Source organism: Streptomyces clavuligerus (assembly GCF_005519465.1).
Taxonomy (GTDB): Bacteria; Actinomycetota; Actinomycetes; order Streptomycetales; family Streptomycetaceae; genus Streptomyces; species Streptomyces clavuligerus.
The window spans coordinates 810,456-832,040 of the sequence record NZ_CP027859.1 but is presented as its reverse complement, the minus strand read 5'-3'; the positions used below and the strand labels follow the sequence as shown (position 1 = coordinate 832,040).

The 21,585-nt window shown below is 72.4% G+C and carries 18 protein-coding genes; 9 read left to right on the top strand and 9 right to left on the bottom strand.

Features of this window, described 5'->3' with window-relative positions:
- Nucleotides 1-73: 73 nt before the first annotated feature.
- Entirely contained in the window at nt 74-802 is a 729-nt protein-coding gene (locus tag CRV15_RS31860) for a TetR/AcrR family transcriptional regulator (protein ID WP_003953164.1), read from the bottom strand.
- A gap of 120 nt (nt 803-922) precedes the next feature.
- On the opposite strand from CRV15_RS31860, the gene abc-f reads away from it, so the two are divergent.
- From abc-f to CRV15_RS31835, 5 genes are all read left to right on the top strand, one after another.
- Nucleotides 923-2,563 (top strand): ribosomal protection-like ABC-F family protein, encoded by a 1,641-nt coding sequence (gene abc-f / locus CRV15_RS31855; RefSeq protein WP_009999298.1) that lies wholly within the window; start codon nt 923-925, stop codon nt 2,561-2,563.
- Nucleotides 2,564-2,801: 238 nt separating this feature from the next.
- The gene (locus tag CRV15_RS31850; RefSeq protein ID WP_009999297.1) at nt 2,802-3,656 is read left to right on the top strand and encodes a hypothetical protein; all 855 of its coding nucleotides are present in this window, start codon (nt 2,802-2,804) and stop codon (nt 3,654-3,656) included.
- 232 nt (nt 3,657-3,888) lie between these two features.
- Nucleotides 3,889-4,368, top strand: coding sequence for a VOC family protein (locus CRV15_RS31845; protein ID WP_003953167.1), 480 nt, complete (start codon nt 3,889-3,891; stop codon nt 4,366-4,368).
- Nucleotides 4,369-4,540: 172 nt separating this feature from the next.
- On the top strand, nt 4,541-5,164 hold the full coding sequence (locus CRV15_RS31840; RefSeq protein WP_003963288.1) for a PadR family transcriptional regulator: 624 nt from the start codon (nt 4,541-4,543) through the stop codon (nt 5,162-5,164).
- Nucleotides 5,161-6,747, top strand: a complete 1,587-nt coding sequence (locus tag CRV15_RS31835) for an FAD-dependent monooxygenase (protein WP_003953168.1) — start codon at nt 5,161-5,163, stop codon at nt 6,745-6,747. Before CRV15_RS31840 ends, CRV15_RS31835 begins: the two co-directional genes overlap by 4 nt.
- A gap of 625 nt (nt 6,748-7,372) precedes the next feature.
- Here CRV15_RS31835 and CRV15_RS31825 read toward each other — a convergent pair.
- The 3 genes from CRV15_RS31825 to CRV15_RS31815 all read right to left on the bottom strand — a co-directional run bounded on the left by CRV15_RS31825 (nt 7,373) and on the right by CRV15_RS31815 (nt 10,200).
- On the bottom strand, nt 7,373-7,888 hold the full coding sequence (locus CRV15_RS31825; protein WP_003963287.1) for a universal stress protein: 516 nt from the start codon (nt 7,886-7,888) through the stop codon (nt 7,373-7,375).
- Nucleotides 7,889-7,980: 92 nt separating this feature from the next.
- Complete coding sequence (locus tag CRV15_RS31820; RefSeq protein WP_003963286.1) at nt 7,981-9,354, bottom strand: SLC13 family permease; 1,374 nt, start codon at nt 9,352-9,354, stop codon at nt 7,981-7,983.
- A gap of 267 nt (nt 9,355-9,621) precedes the next feature.
- The gene (locus CRV15_RS31815) at nt 9,622-10,200 is read right to left on the bottom strand and encodes a glycoside hydrolase family 25 protein (RefSeq protein ID WP_003953172.1); all 579 of its coding nucleotides are present in this window, start codon (nt 10,198-10,200) and stop codon (nt 9,622-9,624) included.
- Between the two features lie 248 nt (nt 10,201-10,448).
- On the opposite strand from CRV15_RS31815, the gene CRV15_RS31810 reads away from it, so the two are divergent.
- Complete coding sequence (locus CRV15_RS31810) at nt 10,449-10,898, top strand: helix-turn-helix domain-containing protein (protein ID WP_174391456.1); 450 nt, start codon at nt 10,449-10,451, stop codon at nt 10,896-10,898.
- Between the two features lie 15 nt (nt 10,899-10,913).
- Here the strand turns inward: CRV15_RS31810 and CRV15_RS31805 are convergent, their stop codons facing one another.
- Nucleotides 10,914-11,963, bottom strand: a complete 1,050-nt coding sequence (locus CRV15_RS31805) for an LLM class flavin-dependent oxidoreductase (RefSeq protein WP_003953175.1) — start codon at nt 11,961-11,963, stop codon at nt 10,914-10,916.
- 453 nt (nt 11,964-12,416) lie between these two features.
- Here CRV15_RS31805 and CRV15_RS31800 point away from each other — a divergent pair, with 453 nt between their 5' ends.
- Nucleotides 12,417-14,519, top strand: a complete 2,103-nt coding sequence (locus CRV15_RS31800) for a peptidoglycan recognition protein family protein (protein ID WP_003963283.1) — start codon at nt 12,417-12,419, stop codon at nt 14,517-14,519.
- A 585-nt stretch (nt 14,520-15,104) separates the two neighbouring features.
- Here CRV15_RS31800 and CRV15_RS31795 read toward each other — a convergent pair.
- The gene (locus CRV15_RS31795) at nt 15,105-15,590 is read right to left on the bottom strand and encodes a carboxymuconolactone decarboxylase family protein (protein ID WP_003953179.1); all 486 of its coding nucleotides are present in this window, start codon (nt 15,588-15,590) and stop codon (nt 15,105-15,107) included.
- Between the two features lie 175 nt (nt 15,591-15,765).
- Between CRV15_RS31795 and CRV15_RS31790 the strand changes: the two genes are divergently transcribed.
- On the top strand, nt 15,766-16,752 hold the full coding sequence (locus tag CRV15_RS31790; protein WP_003953180.1) for an RNA polymerase sigma-70 factor: 987 nt from the start codon (nt 15,766-15,768) through the stop codon (nt 16,750-16,752).
- A gap of 88 nt (nt 16,753-16,840) precedes the next feature.
- Here the strand turns inward: CRV15_RS31790 and CRV15_RS31785 are convergent, their stop codons facing one another.
- Together CRV15_RS31785 and CRV15_RS31780 are read right to left on the bottom strand one after the other, a co-directional pair.
- On the bottom strand, nt 16,841-17,158 hold the full coding sequence (locus tag CRV15_RS31785; RefSeq protein WP_009999291.1) for a hypothetical protein: 318 nt from the start codon (nt 17,156-17,158) through the stop codon (nt 16,841-16,843).
- Between the two features lie 180 nt (nt 17,159-17,338).
- Complete coding sequence (locus CRV15_RS31780) at nt 17,339-18,526, bottom strand: cytochrome P450 (protein WP_003963281.1); 1,188 nt, start codon at nt 18,524-18,526, stop codon at nt 17,339-17,341.
- 543 nt (nt 18,527-19,069) lie between these two features.
- Between CRV15_RS31780 and rox the strand changes: the two genes are divergently transcribed.
- On the top strand, nt 19,070-20,530 hold the full coding sequence (gene rox / locus CRV15_RS31775) for a rifampin monooxygenase (RefSeq protein WP_009999290.1): 1,461 nt from the start codon (nt 19,070-19,072) through the stop codon (nt 20,528-20,530).
- A gap of 35 nt (nt 20,531-20,565) precedes the next feature.
- Here rox and CRV15_RS31770 read toward each other — a convergent pair whose 3' ends face one another.
- Nucleotides 20,566-21,531 carry a hydropyrene synthase gene (locus CRV15_RS31770; RefSeq protein ID WP_003963279.1) on the bottom strand — a complete coding sequence of 322 codons (966 nt, stop codon included), beginning with the start codon at nt 21,529-21,531 and terminating at the stop codon, nt 20,566-20,568.
- Nucleotides 21,532-21,585 lie beyond the last annotated feature (54 nt).

Here is a 21,585-nt window from a genome sequence, read left to right as displayed (position 1 = left end):
GGACTCCTCGGCACCGGCGCGGCCGAACAGCTCTGACCGAACCCCGTGGGGCCCCGGCACCGGGGCCCCACATCTATGTGGGCGGGGCCACCGCCGTGAAGGCTCCCGCCGACGCCGCCAGCGCGGCGGCCCTGGCCGCGCGGGCCGGGAGGGCGGGGTCAGGGGGTGTGTGGAGGAGGGCGAGTTGGTGGTAGAGGGGGGCCGTCGCGGTGATGAGGAGGGGGCGGGGGAGGGTGGTCGGGGGGAGGTCGCCGCGGGTGACGGCGCGGGTGATCACCACCTCGCAGCGGGCGTAGCGGTCGTCCCAGAAGCGGCGCAGGGCCTCCGCCGCCTCCTCGGAGCGGAAGGAGGCCGCGATCAGCGCGGTGGTGATCGACGGCTGCGCGGTGAGGCCCTGGTGGATCTCCTCGTTCAGGGCGGTCAGATCTCCCTCCAGGGAACCGGTGTCCTGCGGCTGCCAGGTGTCGTCGCCCGCCGCGTCGAGGACGTCCGCGAGCAGGCCGCCGACGTCCTTCCAGCGCCGGTACACCGTGGTGCGGTGCACTCCGGCGCGGGCGGCGACGGCGTCGACGGTGAGTTCGTCGTAGCCGTGCTCCACGAGCTGGGCGCCGACCGCTTCGAGGACCTGTTCGCGGACGCGGGCGGTCCGGCCGCCCGGGCGCCTGCGGGGGCGAGGCCCACCGGCGGCAGGGTCTGCGGCGGCGGACCCATCGGCCGGGGGGCCTCCGGCTGCGGGATCTCCGGCCGATGGGTCCCCGGAAGGTTCGTTCGAGAAGCCGCTTGCGCGGCGGTCTGTCGGCATGCCACCATCCTAATGCAACAGTCGTCGACTTAAGGAGTGGCCCCGTGCTCAAGCGAAGCGTTCACCCGACCCTCCGGCCCCACGCGGCCGTCCCGTCCTCGAATGCTTCGGAGTCGCCCCATGCCTACACAGATCACCGCTCTCGCCGTCACCAAGTCCCTCGGCGGCCGGCTCGTCCTTGACTCGGTGACGTGCTCGCTCGCCGCGGGTGAGCGCACCGGGATCATCGGCGAGAACGGATCGGGCAAGACCACCCTGCTGCGCCTGCTGTCCGGCTGCGAACAGCCCGACCAGGGCGAGATCGTCGTCCAGGCCGACGGCGGCATCGGCTACTTCGCCCAGGAGGGGCACCTCGCCCCCGGCGCCACCGTGCGGGAAGTCATCGACGGCGCCCTGTCCGAGCTGCGCGCGATCGAGCGGCGGATGCGCTCCCTGGAGACGCGGATGGCCGACGGCGACGAGGCCGTCATGGCCGAGTACGGCGAGCTGATGACCGTCTTCGAGCTGCGCGGCGGCTACGAGGCCGACGCCCGTGTCGAACGGGCCCTGCACGGCCTCGGTCTGGGCTCCCTCGAACGGGACCGTGCCATCGGCGGCCTCTCCGGCGGGCAGCAGGTCCGGCTCCGCCTCGCGGCCGTCCTCGCGGCGAGCCCCGAGATCCTGCTCCTCGACGAACCGACCAACCATCTCGACGAGTCGGCCCTCGACTGGCTGGAGGACCATCTGCGCACCCGCCGGGGCACCACCGTCGCCGTCTGCCACGACCGGGCCTTCCTGGAACGGGTCGCCACCAGCCTGCTGGAGGTCGACGCCGACCGCCGCACCGTCGTCCGGTACGGCAACGGCTACGCCGGATACCTCACGGAGAAGGCGGCGGCCCGCCGCCGCTGGACCCAGGAACACACGCAGTGGCAGGACGAGGTGGACCGGGTCCGCGAGGCCGCCGCGACCACCGCGCGGCGGGTCGCCCCCGGGCGGGCTATGAAGGACGGCAACAAAATGGCCTACGACCGGGCGGCCGGGCGGGTGCAGCAGTCGCTCGCCGGCCGGGTCCGGCAGGCCGAGGAGCGGCTGAACCGGCTGCTCGCCGCGCCGGTCCCGCCGCCGCCCGAGCCGCTGCGGTTCGCGCCGGTACTCCGCTCCGGCAGGCTGCGACAGGGCGCCGTCCTCGACGCCACCGATGTCTTCGTCGCGGACCGGCTCCACCGGACGAGCGTCACCGTCCAGGCGGGCGACCGGCTGCTGATCACCGGCGCCAACGGGGCGGGCAAGAGCACGCTGCTGCGCGTCCTGGCCGGGGAGGTCGCCCCGGACGGCGGCACCGTGACCCGGCGCGGCCGGATCGGCTACCTGCCGCAGCAGCCGCGCTTCGACCGGCCCGGTGAGACGGTGTCGGCCGCGTTCGCCCGGGGCCGGGCGGGGCACCCCGCCGACCACACCGAACGGCTGCTCTCGCTGGGGCTGTTCAACCGCGAGCAGCTCTCCGTACGGGTCGGCTCCCTGTCGACCGGGCAGCGGCAGCGGCTCGCCCTCGCCCGGCTGCTCAGTGAGCCGTGGGACGTCCTGCTCCTGGACGAGCCCACGAACCATGTGTCGCTCGTTCTCGCCGAGGAACTGGAGACCGCGCTCGCCGGGTACGGGGGAACGCTGGTGATCGTCAGCCATGACCGTCGGCTGGCCCGGAGCTGGCAGGGGAACCGGCTCGCACTCCGGACGGCAGCCGAGTCCGCGCTTGAGCCTGCGCTTGAGTCGGCGTTCTGAGTCGGTGCTCGCGTCGTCCTCCGCCGTCCGACCTCGGCGCGCAGGGGCCCGCGCACAGGACCCACCTGGGCCTTTTCCAGCGTAAAGGCCCAGGTGGGGTAGGGTTTGACTCGCTTGACACCCCGTCGGCACCATCGGTCGACGCGCGATGTCACGAGAGCCCGGTTCTCCCCGCTCCTGCCTTCCGGCACCCAGCGGTCCGACGGATGTACCTCACCTCGGACTCCCGGAGCCCCCGATGCGCCGCCCCCTGCTCCTGACCACTGCCACCGCCGCCGTCGTCGTCCTGCTCGGCACGGGATGCGCCCGTACCGACGCGGACGGCGGCGCGGCCGGTGCCTCCCCGGCGGTCGGCGCCGATGGTGGTACGCCGTCGAAGAGCGCCGCCGCGACGGAACGGGAGGACCCCGTCGCCGTCGTACGGGCCGCCATCGCCGCGACCACCGGGACCAGCGCCGACTTCACCGTACGGCTCGACCTCGACGGAGGTCCCGGCGAGCGGTTCCAGATCCGCGCGGACGGCAGCTTCGACATGGCCCGCGACCGGGGCAGGCTGGAGGTGGAGGCGGTCCAGAGCGGCAACAAGGGCGAGGAGATCTTCGCCGACGGCCGGATCTATATGCGCAACCTCGCACCGGCGGGCGTGAACCGCGACTGGGCCGTCAGGTCACGCGACTCCGCGCGGGCCAACTACCTGCTGCGCGCCCCGCTCAACGACCCCGAGCACACCCTGCGGCAGGTGGCGAGGATGCGCGAGGTCCGTTCGGGGGACAAGCAGACCCTGAACGGCGCCCGGGTCGACCACTACGGCGGGATACTCGACCACAGCGCGCTTCTCATGGGCATGTCGAAGCAGGGCCGGAAGCAGTTGGACGAGCTGCGTACCGCCTTCGGCCACGATCTGCCGGTCAGCGCGGAGATCTGGATCGACGACCGGGGGCGCGCGGTGCGCACCCGGGTGTCGCTCGTGATGCCGGGAGCGGCCACGGTGATGTCGACCCTGACCCTGTCGGACTTCGGCACCCCGGTCCGGGTGACCGAGCCCCAGCCCGTGGGGCTGCTGTCCGACACGCCCAACATCCTGGCGGGCTGAGCCCCTGCCTCTCGTGTGGGTGGCCTTTGGCCCGTCCGGCGCGCCGTGCCCCGCCGGATGGCGTGCCCCGCCGGGACTCCTGGAGAAGATGTTCCGCGAGCGATGACTTCCGAGTGCGGTGGGAGTCGTACGGATGAGCGCCCCGCACGGGCCGTACCCCGACTCCGCGGGGCGCACGGCCCCACCGGACCACGCGGGCAGGCCCGCGCCAGGACGACAGCAGGAGAGTGCGATGCCCAGGATCATTCCCAACCTCTGGTTCGACACCCAGGGCAAGGAGGCCGCCGAGTTCTACTGTTCGGTCTTCCCGAACTCACGGATCACCCGGGTCACCCACTACGGCGAGGCCGGGCCGCTCCCGGCGGGCACGGTCATGACGGTCGACTTCGAGCTGGACGGCCTGCCGTGCGTCGCGCTCAACGCCGGCCCGGCGTTCACCTTCAACGAGGCGGTCTCCCTGCTGATCGAGTGCGCCGACCAGGCAGAAGTCGACCGCTACTGGGAGCTGCTGACCGCCGACGGCGGATCGGAGGGGCCGTGCGGCTGGCTCAAGGACAGGTACGGGCTCTCCTGGCAGGTTGTGCCGAAGATGATGGAGGACCTGCTCTCCGACCCCGACCCGGCCCGCACGCAGCGCGCCATGCGGGCCATGATGACCATGCGGAAGCTGGACATCGCGGCACTTCAGGCGGCGGCGGACGGCACATCCTGAGCGTCAGCCCTCCCCGTCCACGGGGGAGCACAGCCCGCGGGCGGGCACCCTGCGCAGGGTGCCCGCCCGCGGGCTGTGCTCCTCGAACTCCCTTGACCGCGGCCCCACTTCTCTGTTCCACTCGGCTCCCACCCAACTTACTCGGAACCGAGTAATACGAAGTGAGTGAACGATGAGTGGCGGACCCGCACGCCGTCCTGTGTCCAACCCCCTGGGACTCGCGGTGCTCGGGCTGCTGCTGGAGGCCCCGGCGCACCCCCACGCCCTGGCCGTGACACTCCGCGAACGCGGTGTGGACCGCGTCGTCAAGGTGACCACCGGTTCCCTCTACGACGTGGTCAGGGCCCTGGAGCGGGCCGGGTGGATCGAGGAGCGCGAGACGGTCAGGGTCGGTGCCCGGCCGGAGCGGACGGTGTACGGGCACACCGCGCTCGGGCGCGCGGAGTTCATCCGCTGGGTGGACGAGCTGATCCGCGTCCCGGTCGACGAGTACCCCAGATTCCTGGCGGCGGTGGGCTACCTCGGAGCCCTCGGGCCCGACGGGGCCGCCGAGGCACTGCGCGAACGGGCCGACCGGGTGCGCGCCGCGCTCGACGGGATACGGGAGGGGCACCGGGCGGCCCTGGAGACGGGGGAGGTGCCGAGACTCTTCGTGATCGAGGCCGAGTACGCCGTACGGATGCGCGAGGCCGAGCTGAGCTGGCTGGAGGAGATCTCCGAGGAGATCGGGACCGGCCGACTGGCCTGGCCCGAGTCCGGCACCGGCAAGAGCACCGATGCGGGGGAGCCCGGATGAGCCCGGCGGACACACCCCGGCCCGGACCTTGGACAGGCCCCGAGCCCCGCACAGTCCATCCCGGGCTCCGTTCCCGTTCCCGTTCCCGTTCCCGTTCCCGGACCGGCCCCCGCACGGTCCTCGTCACCGGAGCCGGGCCCGCCGGGCTCACCCTCGCCGCGGAGCTGGCGCTCGCCGGAGTCGAGGTCACCGTCGTGGACCGGCTGCCCCGGCGCTCGCCGCACTGCCGGGGCTTCACCCTCACCGCCCGCAGTCTGGAACTGCTGGACCGCCGGGGCATCGCCGATCGCTTCCTGGCCGAGGGCCCGACCGTCCCGTACGCCCTGTTCGCCGACCCGGCCCGGCCCCTCGACCTGAGCGTGCTCGACACCGACCATCCGTATCTGCTCGGCATCCCCCAGACCCGCGTCGAGGAGATCCTCGAACAGCGCCTGGCCGAACTGGGCGTGACCGTCGTACGGGGGCAGGAGCTGACCGGCCTCGCCCAGGACGGCGACGGCGTCGACGTGACCCTCCGCCCGGCCGACGGCGGCCCCGCGCGGCGGCGGCGCTTCGGCTGGCTCGCCGGGTGCGACGGCAGCCGCAGCCTCGTCCGCCGCCGGGCCGGAATCGGCTTCCCCGGCACCCCGGCCACCGCCTTCACTCTCCTCGCCGATGTGGAACTCGCCGATCCGTCCGCGCTCCCGCCGGGAGCGACCGAAGGCGCGCACGGCACCGTCTTCGTGATCCCGCGCCCCGGCCATGTACGGATCGTCCTCGACGAACCGACCCCGCCCGCCGACCGCGACGAACCCGTACGGCCCGACTACTTCCAACAGGTGCTGAACGGGGTGCTCGGCCCCGGCAGCGAAGTGCGGCTCGTCCGGCCGCGCTGGCTCACCCGCTTCTCCGACGCGGCACGGCAGGCTGACCGCTATGTCATGGGCCGGATCGTCCTCGCCGGAGACGCCGCCCATATCCAGCCACCCGCGGGCGGTGCCGTCGGCGTCAATGTGGCGCTCGCGGACGCGGTCAACCTCGGCTGGAAACTGGCGGCGACCGTACGCGGCGACGCGCCGGACGGACTGCTGGAGAGCTACCACCGGGAACGCCACCGGGCCGGGGCCCAGGTGCTGCGAACCACCCGCGCGCAGACACTCCTCGGCCGGGACGATCCCGCCCTGGAGCCGCTGCGGGACCTCTTCGGCGAGCTGGCGGCGCTGCCCGAGGCCGGTGCGCACCTGGCCGGACTGGTCTCCGGCAGAAACCTCCACTACGACCCGGGCATCCCCGGCGACCACCCCTGGCTCGGCAGGCTCACCCCCAATCTGCGGCTCGTCACCGACGACGGCCCCACGAGCGTCGCCGAACTGCTCGCGCCCGCCCGGCCGGTGTTCCTCACCGGGGGCGCCCGCGCCCTGCCGCCGGGCGCGGAACGCGGGGTGGACACGTACCGCGTCCGGTTCCCCGGCGGCCCCGGACACCGTGCGCCCCAAGGGGTGCTGATCCGGCCCGACGGACACACCGCGTGGATCTCCACGGTGGACGCCCCCGAGCCGGATCACACGCTCACCGCGGCACTGGCCACCTGGTTCGGCCTCTGAGCCCGGACCGGCGAGGTGTTCCATCGCCCGCGGACACATGAGCAGGTGGCCTGAGACCGCGCCGGGGGTGGATGGCCGGACTCCGCCCGCGTCCCCCGGCAGGGAGTCGTCCCCGGCAGGGAGCCGTCCCCCGGAACGGCTCCGGTACCCCGGTCCGCAGCCGGGCTCCGGCACTCCGGGTACCTCGGTCCGCGGTCGCCGAGTACGTTGGCGGGAAATATCTCACCCAGATCCGGCGGAGTGTCCTGCCCGCTACACTCCGCCGCGCTCCCCGCGTCGTAGCGCAGCCCGCCGAACGCGCCACGGCCCGGTGCGGCCGTCGGCCGCTCACCGTCCAGCGCGGGGACGGCGTATCGAACGGCCCTACAGGCAGGGGGTGTCGACCTGCACCGTCGACTTCGGCCCGTTGGCCCCCCGGCTGTCACCTGAGCCCACGGATTCAGCCGTGCGTGGCCCCCGACCGGCGCTTCGGCCCGTTCCCCGGAGGTCCGGCCCACCGGCACGGCACACCACCCCGCACGGGGCCGAGCGGGTCGCCCGCACGGCTCTCTGAGCGGTGATCAGTTCCCTTTCACAGGGCAGCTACTCAAGCGACTCAAGCGACCCACCGGCCGAGATGGTTCGCTCATCGCCGCGGGTGGCGACTCCCCGGTGGCGGCGGTGGCGGTGGCGGGATGGTGTCCGTGCCGGGCGCGAGTTCCGGCCAGACCAGCAGGACCGGACAGGGCGCGTGGTCGACGACGAACCGGGCGGCGGGGCCGAGGCTGCGGGGGCCGAGGCGGGCGCGGTCCCCGTCCCGGGCGAGGACGAGCAGCTCCGCGCCCTCGGCGGCGGCGACGACCTCCCGTTCCACCCGGCCGGTGCGCTCGCTGCGGACACAGGGACGGCCCAGCCGCTCCGCCGCCCGCGCGAGGAGACGTTCGGCGGACGCGGAGGCGAGCCGGTCCACGGCGGTCCCGGGGTCGTGGTGGGGGCGGCCCCGGCCGAGGAGCCCGGCGTAGGCGCCGTGGGCGGCGGCGCCTCCCGCCTCGCCGCCGGTGATGTGCAGCAGTACGATCCGGGCACCCTCGGGCGCGTGGGCGCGGGCCGCGTCCACACAGGCGGGCCAGGTACCCTCCACGATCCAGGCGATGACGGTCACGGTGACACGGCCTCCGTTCTGCTCTGCTCCAGCTTCTGCCGCTCTTCTGTTGCTGCCTCTGCTCCCGCTCCTGTCTCCGTGGCGGCCCCCGCTCAGCCCCCGGCCAGCCGGAGCGAGATCCACAGGGCCACCACCGAGCCAACGAGCGCGGCGGGCGTGGTGAGCAGCCCCAGCCGGGTGAACTCGCGCAGATCCACATCGCTGTCGTGCGCGTGGACCACCCGGCGCCACAGCAGGGTGGCCAGGGAGCCGGTGTAGGTGAGGTTGGGTCCGATGTTGACGCCCAGCAGAACGGCGAGCACGGCGCCCGGACCGATGGGCGCGGCCAGCGGCAGCAGTACCAGCACGGCGGGCAGGTTGTTGAGGGCGTTCGCCAGGACGGCCGCCAGCGCGGCCAAGCCCAGCAGCGCGACCAGGGAGGTCCCCTCCGGCACCAGCCGCCCGAGCGCCGCCGCCAGCCCGTTGTCGACGACGGCGCGGACCACGACGCCCAGCGCCAGGACGAAGGCGAGGAACGGAAGCGCCGCCGCGCGCACGATCCCGGCGGGCGTGGTGCGGCGCCGGGCCAGGGAACGGACGGCCAGCACGGCGGCACCGGCCGCCGCGACCCAGACGGGCTCGACACCGGCGAAGGAGGCCACCAGAAAGCCCGCGAGGGTGCAGCCCAGTGTGACCAGCGCGAACAGCGGCAGCTCCGGACGCTCACGGACGGCGGGCGCCTGCGCGCCCGCGTCCAGGTCGGTGGCGAAGAACCGGCGGAAGACGGCGTACTCGATACCGATGGCGACCAGCCAGGGCAGCGCCATCAGCGCGGCGAAACGGGTGAAGCTCAGCCCGGACGCGGTGAACGCGAGCAGATTGGTCAGGTTCGACACCGGCAGCAGCAGCGACGCGGTGTTCGCCAGATGGGTGCAGGCGTACACATGCGGCCCCGGGCGGGCGCCGAGGCGGGCGGCGGTGGCGAACACCACCGGCGTCAGCAGGACCACCGTCGCGTCCAGGCTGAGCACCGCGGTGACGACCGAGGCGACGACGAAGACCGCGGCCAGGAGCCGGCGGGGGCGCCCCCGGGCGAAGTCGGCCATCCACACCCCGCAGGCGTGGAACAGCCCCTCGTCGTCGCAGAGCCGGGCCAGGACCAGGACAGCCGCCAGAAAGCCCACCACGGGGCCCAGCCGGGCCACTTCCTCGGCCGCGTGCTCCCAGGAGAGCGCCCCGGTGAGGACGACCACCCCGGCGGCCGGTACGGCGACGAACGCCTCGGAGAGACCCCGGGGGCGGACCACCGCCCAGCCCAGCATCGCCAGCAGCAGGGCGATCGACAGCAGTTCGGCGGCGGGTGCGTTCAGGGCGGAGGCCGCAGGGGAGAGCGCCCCCAGGGCGGTGTGGGCGGCTGCGCCGACGCCTTCCTCGACATCTCCAAGGGCCGACCCCTCTCCGCTGGCGACGAGCGTGTTCATGATCATGGCCGTGACCGTAACCCCGGCCGCGGCCGGGTCTGTGACCGGGGCCGGGCCGGGGGTGTCCGGCCGCTGGGGACCCGACCGGGGCGATGCCGTCGCCGCTGCCGGGCCCAGCGGACAACTCCCCTCCTGTCGCGCCCCGCTCCCGGGCGCCGCCCCGGTTTCAGCCCATCAGCCGAAGGCGGACAGCTCCGGACAGGCTGTCGCCGGGGTATCGCACGGGGGCAGGCCGGGGCCCGCCCTGGTCGCCGCGCCCGCCTGTGACGGGTGTCAGGGGGTGGCGCCGGTCGGCGGCTCAGCCGCCCAGGCCCGCAGGGCCGCCCGGTCGGCGAAGTCGGCGACGTCCCGGTCGATGCCGCCCGCCGAGCTGTACTGGTGGAACGTCCACGGGTGGGTGACGCGCGGGTGGCCCGCCGTGGTGACGTCGGCGATCCACAGCCCGTCGCCGCAGTGGGAGGTGGTGTCGCGGTGGTGCCAGAAGTCGGTGTTGCAGTACAGCACCGTGCGCAGCCCCGGCCGGAGGCGCTTCACCTCGGCGAGGAAGGCGTCCTTCTCCGCGCAGCTCGCGGCGGTGCCGTCGCTGGTGGTCTCCCAGTCGCAGGCCAGGATGTCCCCGGGGCGGCTCGCGCACTGCCCGACGAAGTGCGCCGCCTGGGCACCGATGTCACCGGGCCACAGGAAGTGGTAGAAGCCGACGACGGTGCCCGCGTCCCGCGCGGCGGTGACCTGCTTGCCCTGGACCGGACTCGTCCAGGTGTGGCCTTCGGTGGCCTTGACAAAGACAAAGTCGAGACCCTTGGTCGCATACGTCGGCTGGTACGCCGAAACATCCACTCCATTGACGGTCATGCTGACGCTGCCCCCTTGTTGCCGTCGCCCGGCGGAGCCGGACGGGTCGGGTGGTGTTCACAGGACAACGATGGACCGTTGACGAGCGACATAACCGCACTTGGGAGCTTTTTTACCGGCTTGGAATCGGTGTGCGACGCCGTCGGGACGGAAAAGCGACGGACGCGAACGCGCGCTGGCGGACGCGGAGGGGCGCTGGCGGACGAGGGCGAGCGGGTGGCGGACGGCGGCTGTGGTCTGATGGCGCCGTGAGTCGTGCCGCTGAAGAGACCAACCGCAGAATGCTCCGGGCCCGGGACGCCATGGACCGCGCCTACGCCGAGCCCTTGGACGTACCCGCCCTGGCGAGGATCGCGCATGTGTCCGAGGCACACTTCACCCGTACATTCCGAGCCACGTTCGGCGAGACACCGCACCGCTATCTCCAGCGCCGCCGGGTCGAACGGGCCATGTTTCTGCTCAGGGAGTCCGACCGCAGTGTGACGGACATCTGTTTCGCGGTGGGCTTCGGGAGCACCGGGACCTTCAGCCGTACGTTCCGCGACATCGTCGGCCGCTCCCCGCGCCAGTACCGCAGGGACATGGCGGCGGCGTCGGTCGTGCCGACCTGTTTCACGATGGCGTGGACACGGCCGTCCGGCACCGGAGCCGGTACGAGCACCGGCGCCGGCACCGGTACCCCGGGGCCGTCGGCCTGACGCCCCCGGAGAACGTCAGGCGAAGGCGGGCATGATGTGGTCGTGGATCAGCCGGAGCTGTTCCGCCGCACCCGGCACCTGCGGGAGGTGCCGCCCGGTGAAGGCCCGTACCAGCGTCCGGTCGGTCACCGCGCAGATCGTGTGATTGACGCCCGCCGCCGCGAGCTGCGTCTTGATCTTCTCGGCGCACTCGGCCGGGGTGCCCGAGACCGACAGCCGCTCCGTCACCTCGGGCGAGGTCAGCTCGATACCCCTGGCCAGGTCCCCGGCCCGGATGGCCTCGATGGCGGGCCGCAGCTCCTCGGGGTCGACCCCGTTGCGCCGAAGCTGGTCGTCGGGCATCGCGGAGGCGTAGATGCCGACCATGCTGCGGGCGGCCTCCCGCGCCGCGTCCCCGTCCATCGACGTGGCGAAGACGACCCAGGCGCCGATGTCGAGCGAGGAGACGTCCTTCCCCGCGCGCTCGGCGCCGATCGTCAGATGCCGCACCATGTACTCGTACGCCTCACGGGTGTAGCTGAGGGCGTGGTGACAGCCGTCCGAGAACTCCCCTGCGGCCTCGAAGGAGAGGGGGCCGCGCATCGCGCCGAGCTTCAGCGGCAACCGCTCCTGCACCGGACGGGCAAAGGTGAACAGACCGTCGTACGAGAAGAACTCGCCATCGAACGTGATCGTCCCCTCGTCCAGCAGGGTCCGCACCACATGGAGTGCTTCCTTGGTGCGGGAGAGCGGCTTCTGGCCCTTCAGCGGAATCCGGTACTGCTCCAGCAGACCGGCGTTCCCGCAGGAGAGGGCCGCTTCGGCCCGGCCACCGGAGAGTTCGTCGAGCGTGGCCAGGGCCTGGGCCAGATGGCTCGGCTCACGGAGCAGAACGGGGGAGACACTGGGGCCGAAGCGGATGCTGTTCGTCCGGGAGGCCGCCGCGGCGAAGAGGACCCACAGGTCCTTGTGCCAGGTCTCGTCCGTCGCGTAACAGGCGTAGAAGCCCAGATCGTCGGCGAGTTCGATGGTCGTCAGGGCCTCGTCGAGCGGGTGGTCGGGTAGCATCGCATAGCTGAATTTCATGCTTGACATTGTGTGAGTCGTCGGTGACCGACCGCCAGGAACACCGGTGCTTTCCGGCCTAATAAACGGGACGCTGTTGCTTGGATGGTGGAGTCCGTCCGGCCGGATATATCTACGTACCGTAGGACTCCCATCGATACGACGGTTTCCGGGAACAATCCCCGGCACTGTCGGCATGCCGCGGGGGAAACGCACTCCCCCGATGCGCTCGACGGCTCCGCCACACCTCTCCGGTGGCAAATTTGCTGAGCCCTGCAAACAGTCTTGATCTTTCCTCTGCGCCACGGAATTTCGCAGGGAGAACAATGCCGGGGACGGGCTGGGCCATTGCGCCGTACCGCAAAAGGTGGAGCCATCGGCGCGACGGGCGGCAGAGTGGGCCCCTGATCCACGGCGCACCCCAGGTGTCCGGGGCGCGCACGCCACCGTCCTCGTGTCCAAGGGGGAACCACCATGTGCACGTCCTGCGACTCCCCGCACGGAACCGCCCCGTCCGACGACAGCGGCATCGCTCTGCCCGACGCCAACGGCAACGGCAGCAGCGGCAGCGGCTCGTACGGCGAACGCATCACCGGTCCGGCCGATGGCGGCAGACCGGGCGTCAGCCGCCGAGGGGCCCTGGTCGGCGGCTCGGCGGCCCTCGCCGGGCTGGTCCTCCCCGCGCTGTCCGGCGGCGGCACCCCCGCGTACGCGGCCCCGGCGGGCCCGGGGGCGCTCGCGAAGCCGGGAGGGCTCACCGCGCCCCCGCCCCGCTACGGGGCCTCCACCCGGTCCATCCAGATCATCTCCCGGCACACCTGGGGCGCGCAGCCCCCGAAACGCCCGTACGACGCCCACTCCTGGCAGCCCTGGAACGGCGGGGCCGCCATCCACCACCTGGGGAACGGCTCCGTCCCCTCGGCCGACCACACCACGGACTGCTTCCAGCAGGTCAGAGAGGTCCAGAACATCGCCTTCCGCGACCCTGAGATGGTCGACATCGCCTACAACTACCTGGTGTGCCAGCACGGCGGGATCTTCGAGGGCCGGGGGCCGTCGGTCCGTTCCGCCGCGAACGGGGACGAGACCACGGGCGCCAACCAGGACTACTTCGCGATCTGCGGCCTGCTGCGGCTCGACGACCACCCGAGCCTCCAGATGCGCTACGGCATCCGTGATCTGATCGGCTTCCTGCGCTCCACCCACAGCGCGGGCCCCCGGATCAGGGGCCACCGCGATCTCTACCGGACGGAGTGCCCGGGGAACCTCTACCAGTCCGTGGGCAACGGGGATCTTGAGCCCGGCAACGAGGGCACCCCCGGCGGCTCGGAGCTGGTGATCCACGCCCGTTACCGCTGGGGAGCACGTCCGCCGCGCACCGTGGCGCGGGTCCCATGGACTTCTCGGACCGGCTTCACCGTCCACTACTCGGCCGGTCCGCCGACCCAGACGCCCCGGCAGATCCAGAACTACCACATGGACTCCCGGGGCTGGGACGACATCGGCTACAACTTCCTCGTCGACCGCGACGGCCGGATCTACGAGGGCCGGGGCTGGACGGTCGAGGGCGCGCACGCCACCGGCCACAACACCAGCCATATCGGGGTGTGCTTCATCGGCGGCGACGGCGACGCGGGCCCCCGGGTCGCGACGGCCGTCCGCGGCCTGTACACCCGGGCCTGCGAGCTCGCGGGCCGCAGCCTCGCCAGGACCTGGCACGGAGGGCTGCCCGGACAGTCGACCTCCTGCCCGGGGTCGGCGCTGCGCGCCTGGGTCCAGGGCGGAATGCAGGGGGACGACCTTCCCGTGCGGGACGACTCGGGCGGCGGTTCCGGTGGCGGTGGCGGCGGGGGGATGACGTCGGTGCGTTCGGTCGCGGCGCAGCAGCGGGCCGTCAACGACCTCGGACACATGCCGAAGCTGGTGGTCGACGGAGTCTGGGGGCCGCTCACGGACGGGGGAGTGCGCTGGCTCCAGCAGCGGGTGGGGGTCGCGGCCGACGGACTCTGGGGACCCGCGACGGAACAGGCGTACGCCGCCTACACGGGGGGCGGTTCCGGTGGCGGTGGTGGCGGGGGGATGACGTCGGTGCGTTCGGTCGCGGCGCAGCAGCGGGCCGTCAACGACCTCGGCCGGACGCCGCAACTGGCGGTCGACGGTGTCTGGGGGCCGTCGACGGACGCGGGTGTGCGCTGGCTCCAGCAGCGGGTGGGGGTCGCGGCCGACGGACTCTGGGGACCCGCGACCGAGGCCGCGTACCACGCCTGGCTTGACGAGGGCGCGAGGCTCGCGGTCGACGGCGTCTTCGGTCAGGCGACCGTCGCCGCCGTGCAGCGGGCCGTCGGTGTCCCCGCCGACGGCGTCTGGGGGCCCGACTCGATCAGGGGGCTCCAGCGCCATCTCAACACCTGGGGCGGGGCGTCCCTGACGGTGGACGGGGCGATGGGGCCGGGCACGGTCCGCGCGTTGCAGACCCATCTGAACCGGATGGCCGCCGCGGGGCTGACCGTCGACGGGCTGTGGGGTCCCGCCACCGTCAGGGCAGTGCAGAACGGTCTGAATCTGGGCAGGTTCTGAGCCGAGGGACCCCGGGCCGTCACCGGGCCGCCCGCTCGGGCTGCTCGGCTCGGCTCGGGGCCTCTTCCGTCCCTGCCGCCGCGTCGGTGTCCTGAGCGCGGTCATCGGTTTCGGCGGGTCCGGCGTTCCGTGACTCCGACTGTGATTTTCTGCCCGCGGGGAACTGTTCACGGCCGAACCGCGTCGGGTCTTCCGGGAGGTTCTGGCGGTGGCCTCGACACCGGGGAACGGGGCCGTGGTTGGGCCCCGCCGGTGACGTTGATCCCATTGCCGTATGACCAGGACATTGATCCGGCCCTGATCGATCCGGCCCTGGCGGCGTGGGCTCTCCAGATGATCGGAGAGATCCCGACCGGCCCACCGGCACAGGAGAATTGCGGAAACCATGCCGGGGGTTCAGTCGCTTGAGTCGCTTGGGTCGCTCCTCGGACCGTCCGCCCGAATCATTCGCTTGATTCCTTCACGCGGACCGCTCACGTCGTTCGTTCACGCGGACCGTTCACGCGGACGTTCACGTCGTTCGCTCACGCTCTTCGTTCGCACTGTTCGTTCATGCGGACCGTTCGGCGGGGCCGTTCAGGACCGTCAGCCGAACTGCGCGCCGAACATGCCGGGCTCGTAGGAACCTCCCTTCTGCCGCACGATCACGGCGAGCCGGTTGGCCGCGTTGATCAGGGCGACCAGAGAGATCAGCGCGGCGATCCCGTCGTCGTCGTAGTGCTTGCGCACCCGGTCCCAGGTCTCGTCGGACACGCCCTGGTGGGCGTCGGCGAGCCGGGTGCCCTCCTCGGTGAGGGCCAGCGCGGCCCGTTCGGCCTCGGTGAACACGGTGGATTCGCGCCAGGTGGCGACCAGGCCGAGCCGGGTCGCCGTCTCTCCCGCCGCCGCTGCCTCCTTGGTGTGCATGTCGGCGCAGAAGCCGCAGCCGTTGATCTGGCTGGCCCGCAACGAGACCAGCTCCTGTGTGGACTTCGGCAGCGTCGACTGGTGGACGACCAGCGCGGCACCGGCGAACCGCCGGGAGAGAGCGGCGAAGAGCTTGTTTCCGGACAGATCGAACCTCAGGTCCATGGTGGGGTCCTCACGCGTGGTGGGTCGTATCGGACGACCATGGGACGCCGGTGGACCGCCCCCTGTGACAGGGCCGCGATGTGATGCACGCCATCGCTCAACGGCGTCACACGATCGCGGTGACGGGCGTCCTGTGCGCATGGCACCGTCGAGAGCCGAGAGGCAGGAGCAGCCCATGAGGAGCGAACGCGACGAACGTACCGACGGCGGGGCGGGCCGCGCCGGGGGCGGAAGCGCCAGTGGCGGTGACGGTGGCGAGGGAGGTGGCGGCGGCGGTAGCGGTGTGGACGCGGCCACCGAGACCTTCCTCGCCCATCGCAATCTGCTCTTCACCGTCGCCTACGAACTGCTCGGCTCGGCCGCCGACGCGGAGGACGTCCTCCAGGAGACCTGGCTGCGCTGGACGGGCGTCGACCTCGGCACCGTACGGGACCGGCGCGCCTATCTCGTCCGCGTCACCACCCGCCAGGCGCTGAGCCGACTGCGCGCGCTCAGCCGCCGCAAGGAGTCCTACGTCGGCTCCTGGCTGCCCGCGCCGCTGCTCACCACGCCCGATGTGGCCGAGGACATCGAGCTGGCCGACAGCGTCTCGATGGCGATGCTGCTCGTCCTGGAGACCCTGACGCCGACCGAGCGGGCGGTGTTCGTCCTGCGGGAGGTGTTCGGGGTCGGGTACGACGACATCGCCGAGGCCGTCGACAAGAGCCCGGCCGCGGTGCGCCAGATCGCGCACCGGGCACGGGCCCATGTCGCGGCGCGACGGCCGCGCGGAGTCGTCTCCCCCGCCGAGACCCGGGACGCGATCGCCGCGTTCCAGCGGGCCGTCGACACGGGCGACCTCCAGGGGCTGCTCGACATCCTCGCGCCGGACGTCGTCTTCCTCGGCGACGGCGGAGGGATCAAACCGGCCGTCCCGCACCCCGTGGTGGGGGTCGAGAGGGTGGCCCGGCTGCTGACGGCGGGACTGGGCAGGATCGCCGCCGTGGGGTCACTGGGACCGGTGCAGATCAACGGCCGCCCGGCGCTGGTCGTCCGGTTCGACGGCGCGATCGACACCGTCGTCGCGGTGCAGGTGGACAACGGTCTCATCACCGGGCTCTACGCGGTGCGCAATCCCGAGAAACTCTCGCACATGCGGAGTGAGACCGCGCTGAGCCGCTGAGCGTGAATTCCCCGGGATTTCCCGGCAAACCCTGGGAAGGAACCGGAAATCCCCCGGGGAGTCCCGGAAATCCCCGGGGGTCAGGCGGTCAGCACGAGTAGGCGCGGACGAAGTTGCCCTGGGTGGCGAGCAGGTAGCGGTTGCCGGGTTCGAGCCGCACGCAGAAGGACGCCGGATCGGTGCTCGTGGCGACCCCGACCTGGACCGCCGTCTGACAGTTGTTCGTGAACTGCACCCTGGTGACCGGGCCCGGGCTCTGCACCACGACGGAGACGCAGGACGGCACGGGGCCGCCCGGGGCGGTGGCGGCCGACGTGGTCGCGGCGGTCGCGGTGCCCGTGCCGAGAGCGGCGGCGGCGCAGGCCACGGCGGCGGCGGTGGTGGCGAGAGTACGGCGTGAACGCATGATGGTCCCTCTCCGGGAAGTCGTGTGCATGACGTCGCACATCCTTCACGGGGGCGGGTTAATCGGTAAAGCGTGATCACTTATCACGCCGTGAATTCCCGCGATCATCCGCTGAATTGTGTGAAATCAAAGCAGCGCACCATGTTTCCACGACAGAAGAACGATTTTCGGACCCGCGGCCTACCAGGCGACCAGAAATCGCTGCGGGCCGCGCGAGGTGCTTCCCAGCCGCCACTCCACCTGGTCCACGGGTTCGGCCGGACGCAGACCGGGAAAGCGGGCCGCGAGGCGGTGCAGCGCGAGACGGAGTTCCAGCCGGGCGAGCCAGGCGCCCAGACAGTAGTGCGGGCCCGCGCCGAAGGAGAGGGACGGGGCCTCCAGCGGGGCGAAGAGGTCGTCGAAGGGGCGGGCGGAGTAGGTCTCCGGATCGCGGTTGGCGAGCGCGCAGTCGGCCAGGACCACCGAACCCGCCGGGATTGTCACCCCGCCGACCTCGATGTCCTCGGCCGCGTGCCGCGCGCTGCCCTTGTCGTCGCCGAGCGGGATCAGATGCAGCATCCGGTCCGCCAGCCGTTCCGCCGCCTCCCTGTCCGCGCCCAGCCGGGCCCAGCACTCGGGGCGCTCGCCGATCAGGTACAGCACACAGTTGCTCACCATCGTCATGGTGGAGTCGTGACCGCCCACCACCAGACCGCACACGAGCTGGACGAGCTGTGCCTCCGGGATCCCGCCCTCCGTCTCGGCGGCCAGGACGATGCTGCTCACCAGGTCGTCCCCGGGCGTCCGGCGCCGCCGCGCGAGCAGATCCGCGCCGAACGCGGTGAACTCCGCCATCACCGAGGCGACGTCCTCGCCGTCGTGGGAGCCGTCCGAGAACGCGTGCTCGGCCCAGTGGCGCAACCGGCCCCGCACCGAGGGGTCCAGGCCCATCAGCCTGCTGATGATCATCACCGGCAGGGGCAGCGCGTACTCGGCCACGATGTCGGCCGGGGGTTCGCACCCGGCGAGCCGGTCGAGGCACTGCTCCACCATCGCCGCGATCCAGGGCTCCCAGCGGGCGACCGCCCTCGGGGTGAAGGCGCGGCTGAGGGTGCGGCGCAGCCGCAGATGGTCCTCGCCGTCCTGGTTGAACATCAGATCGGGGTTGCTCACCAGATCCGGCACCGCCGACAGCGAGGGGCCGTCCCCCGACCAGAGGGCGGCGCGCCGGAAACGGGAGTCGGACAGCACCTGCCGTACCTCGGCGGGCCTGCTCACCAGCCAGGCGGGCGAACCGTCCGGCAGGTCGACAAGACGGGGCGGTCCCACCTCGCCGGTCACCGTGCGGTGCAGCGGGGGGCGGCGGGCTGGGCGGTCTGCGACGGTCACATGGTCTCCTGCGCACAAAGGCGGGGACTGCGGGGACTGCGGGGGCTCCGGAATGGTGGGGGCTCCGGGGGCGGCGGGGGCTGTGGGTGCAACGGGACAAAAGGGGGTGTCGCTGACGACAGCGTAGGGGCGTGCGGAGGGTTTCAGAACGGCGGACGGCAGCCCTCCGGGCGCATGGAGCGCCTGAATACGGCGCGCGCTCCGGCAGCCGGACGCGGAATGCGCCGTCACGCGCCGTCCGGCCGCCGGGGAGACATCCGGCCACCGAAGACGTCATCACACCGCAGACGTCGTCTGCGGACACGCAGAGGTGTGGGGAACGCGGCGCGTGCCGCCGCCTGCCAGCGGGACGCCACCCGTCGGATGGGGGCCGTGATCGCGGTATCGCCGCCGTACCACGGCTGCCGGAAAGGGAAGGACAAGGCGAGTACCCACTCCTTGCCATGCTCAACGTATAGCGCGTGGGGGGCCTTGCCGCAAGGCCCCCGCCGTGCCGCACAATCACCGGCCGAGGCCGGAAACCCCGGCCGACAGGGGGTTGTGATGATTGACGTGATCGTCGTGGGTGGCGGGCCGACCGGGCTGATGCTCGCGTGCGAGCTGCGGCTGCACGGCGTGCACACCGTCGTCCTGGAGCGGAACGAGCGGCCGACCGGGCAGTCCCGCGCACTCGGCCTGCATGTCCGCAGCGTGGAGGCGATGGACCAGCGCGGTCTGCTGGAACGTTTCCTGTCGCACGGCCGGAAACACGCGACCGGCGGCTTCTTCGCCGGGATCGGCACATCGTGGCCCCAAGGGCTGGACACCGCGCACGCGTATGTCCTCGGCATCCCGCAGGCCGTCACCGAACGTCTGCTGACCGAGCGCGCCGCCGAACTCGGCGCCGGGATGCTGCGCGGCTGCGAGGTGGTCGGCCTGAGCCAGGACGCGCAAGGGGTGGACGTCGACACGGCCGACGGGGCGCGGCTGCGGGCGCGCTGGCTCGTCGGCTGCGACGGCGGTCGCAGCACGGTGCGCAAACTGCTCGGCGTCGGTTTCCCCGGTGAGCCCACCAGGGTGGAGACCCTGCTCGGCGAGATGGAGCTGACCGTGTCACCGGAGGAGCTGGCCACGGTGACCGCCGAGGTCCGCAGGACACAGGCGCTGTTCGGCGCGGTCCCCATGGACGGCGGGGTGCACCGCGTCATCGTGCCCGCCGACGGGGTGGCCGAGGACCGCACGGTCGCGCCGACCCTGGCGGAGTTCAAACGGCGGCTGTGCCACTTCGCGGGCACCGACCTCGGCGTGCACTCGCCGCGCTGGCTCTCCCGCTTCGGCGACGCCACCCGGCTCGCCGACCGCTACCGCGTCGGCCGGGTGCTGCTCGCGGGCGACGCGGCGCACATCCACCCGCCGACCGGCGGGCAGGGCCTCAACCTCGGCATTCAGGACGCGTTCAACCTCGGCTGGAAACTCGCCGCCGAGGTCGGTGGCTGGGCACCGGAAGGGCTGCTGGACAGCTATCAGACCGAACGCCGCCCGGTGGCCGCCGACGTGCTCGACAACACCCGTGCGCAGACGGAGCTGCTGTCCGCCGAGCCGGGTGCCCGGGCGGTGCGCCGACTGATGGCGGAACTGATGGACTTCGAGGAGGTCAACCGCCATCTGATCGAGAAGATCACCGCGATCGGGGTCCGCTACGACTTCGGCGAGGGACATGAACTGCTCGGCCGTCGGCTGCGGGACGTGGGGCTGAGGCGGGGGCGTCTCTACGGGCGGATGCACCACGGCCGTGGGCTGCTGCTCGACGGCACCGGCCGCCTCTCCGTGGCGGGCTGGGCGGACCGCGTCGACCATGTCGTCGACGCCGGCGCCGAGCTGGACGTCCCCGCCGTGCTGCTGCGTCCGGACGGCCATGTCGCATGGGTCGGCGAGGACCAGCGGGAACTGCTCGGCCGGCTGCCGCGGTGGTTCGGCGCCCCCGCCACCACCGCCGCGGCCACCGTCGGCCGAGCGCGTTCCTGACGGGCGGCCCGCCGCGGCGGGCCGCCCGTGGCGGCTCAGGCGGCCTCGGGCACGACGTCGTAGCGCGCGCTCCGCGCAGACCAGTCGACCATGGACCACATCATGTCCTCCAGGAACCTGACATGCCGTCCGGTGGCCCCGGTGAGGGGGATGCCCAACTCGGGCAGCGTCTGCCGCAGCTCCAGATAGGCGGCCAGTTCCTTGTCGCACAGATCGGCGACCCGGTCCGCCGCCTGCTGGAAGGTCAGCCCCTCGTGGTGGTGGACCGACCAGACCAGATTGTTGACCTGGCCCATGCGGTGTTCGCGGGCGAAGGAGTGCAGATCGTTCGCCCACGAGGTGTAGTTCGCGGCGAGGGTCTCCAGTTCGCGGACGGCGGCGTGGTCGAGCACCCGGCGCTCGGGCCGGTAGCCGTTGACCGCCGCACCCAGGATGTACATGCCGTACACATGGCCGCCGTGGCGGCGCATGCCGATATGGGCGGAAGGAGTCGGAGGGATTCCCCGGCGGATGTTGACCCGCTCGTACCGGTTGGCTTCGAAGTAGCGGAGGGTGGTGTCGACGAAGGCAGCGCGGTCCCAGTCGGACGCGAGGCCGTTCAGCGTCCGCCAGACGTCGGCCAGTCCGCGTTGTACGGGGTCGGAGGGGTCGGGTGCGGGCCGGTCGCGCAGGATCTCCCCGAGGGCGCGGTGGAGTTCCGCCACCTCCGCGTCCGTCAGACCGTCGATCGCGCCGGTGGAGTCGATCGCGCGGTCGTCGTACTCGGCGTACCAGGCCATCAGGATGGTCATGAAGGCCAACGTGTCCCAGGAGGCGTTCTCGTCGACATAGCACGCGGCGAGCCTGCCGAGCCCGACGGCCAGGACCGGGGCGGCGTCGGCCTCGTCCGCCATGAGGCCCACGCCGCGCAACCACTCCACGGCGTACGCGTCGGCCCGTTCTCCTTCCGGGTGGACCGGACGGCTCAGCGGGCAGTCGAGCTGGGGAACGGAGATGGTCATCGGGGGATCTCCTCGCAGGGCCGACAGCGGGGGCGCACAGGGCGGCGGCGCGGC

Bases quoted from the DNA above. Each gene is read 5' to 3' on its own strand.
- CRV15_RS31860 (WP_003953164.1), bottom strand. From the start codon at position 802: ATGCCGACAGACCGCCGCGCAAGCGGCTTCTCGAACGAACCTTCCGGG.
- abc-f (WP_009999298.1), top strand. From the start codon at position 923: ATGCCTACACAGATCACCGCTCTCGCCGTCACCAAGTCCCTCGGCGGC.
- CRV15_RS31850 (WP_009999297.1), top strand. From the start codon at position 2,802: ATGCGCCGCCCCCTGCTCCTGACCACTGCCACCGCCGCCGTCGTCGTC.
- CRV15_RS31845 (WP_003953167.1), top strand. From the start codon at position 3,889: ATGCCCAGGATCATTCCCAACCTCTGGTTCGACACCCAGGGCAAGGAG.
- CRV15_RS31840 (WP_003963288.1), top strand. From the start codon at position 4,541: ATGAGTGGCGGACCCGCACGCCGTCCTGTGTCCAACCCCCTGGGACTC.
- CRV15_RS31835 (WP_003953168.1), top strand. From the start codon at position 5,161: ATGAGCCCGGCGGACACACCCCGGCCCGGACCTTGGACAGGCCCCGAG.
- CRV15_RS31820 (WP_003963286.1), bottom strand. From the start codon at position 9,354: ATGATCATGAACACGCTCGTCGCCAGCGGAGAGGGGTCGGCCCTTGGA.
- CRV15_RS31815 (WP_003953172.1), bottom strand. From the start codon at position 10,200: ATGACCGTCAATGGAGTGGATGTTTCGGCGTACCAGCCGACGTATGCG.
- CRV15_RS31805 (WP_003953175.1), bottom strand. From the start codon at position 11,963: ATGAAATTCAGCTATGCGATGCTACCCGACCACCCGCTCGACGAGGCC.
- CRV15_RS31800 (WP_003963283.1), top strand. From the start codon at position 12,417: ATGTGCACGTCCTGCGACTCCCCGCACGGAACCGCCCCGTCCGACGAC.
- CRV15_RS31795 (WP_003953179.1), bottom strand. From the start codon at position 15,590: ATGGACCTGAGGTTCGATCTGTCCGGAAACAAGCTCTTCGCCGCTCTC.
- CRV15_RS31790 (WP_003953180.1), top strand. From the start codon at position 15,766: ATGAGGAGCGAACGCGACGAACGTACCGACGGCGGGGCGGGCCGCGCC.
- CRV15_RS31785 (WP_009999291.1), bottom strand. From the start codon at position 17,158: ATGCGTTCACGCCGTACTCTCGCCACCACCGCCGCCGCCGTGGCCTGC.
- rox (WP_009999290.1), top strand. From the start codon at position 19,070: ATGATTGACGTGATCGTCGTGGGTGGCGGGCCGACCGGGCTGATGCTC.
- CRV15_RS31770 (WP_003963279.1), bottom strand. From the start codon at position 21,531: ATGACCATCTCCGTTCCCCAGCTCGACTGCCCGCTGAGCCGTCCGGTC.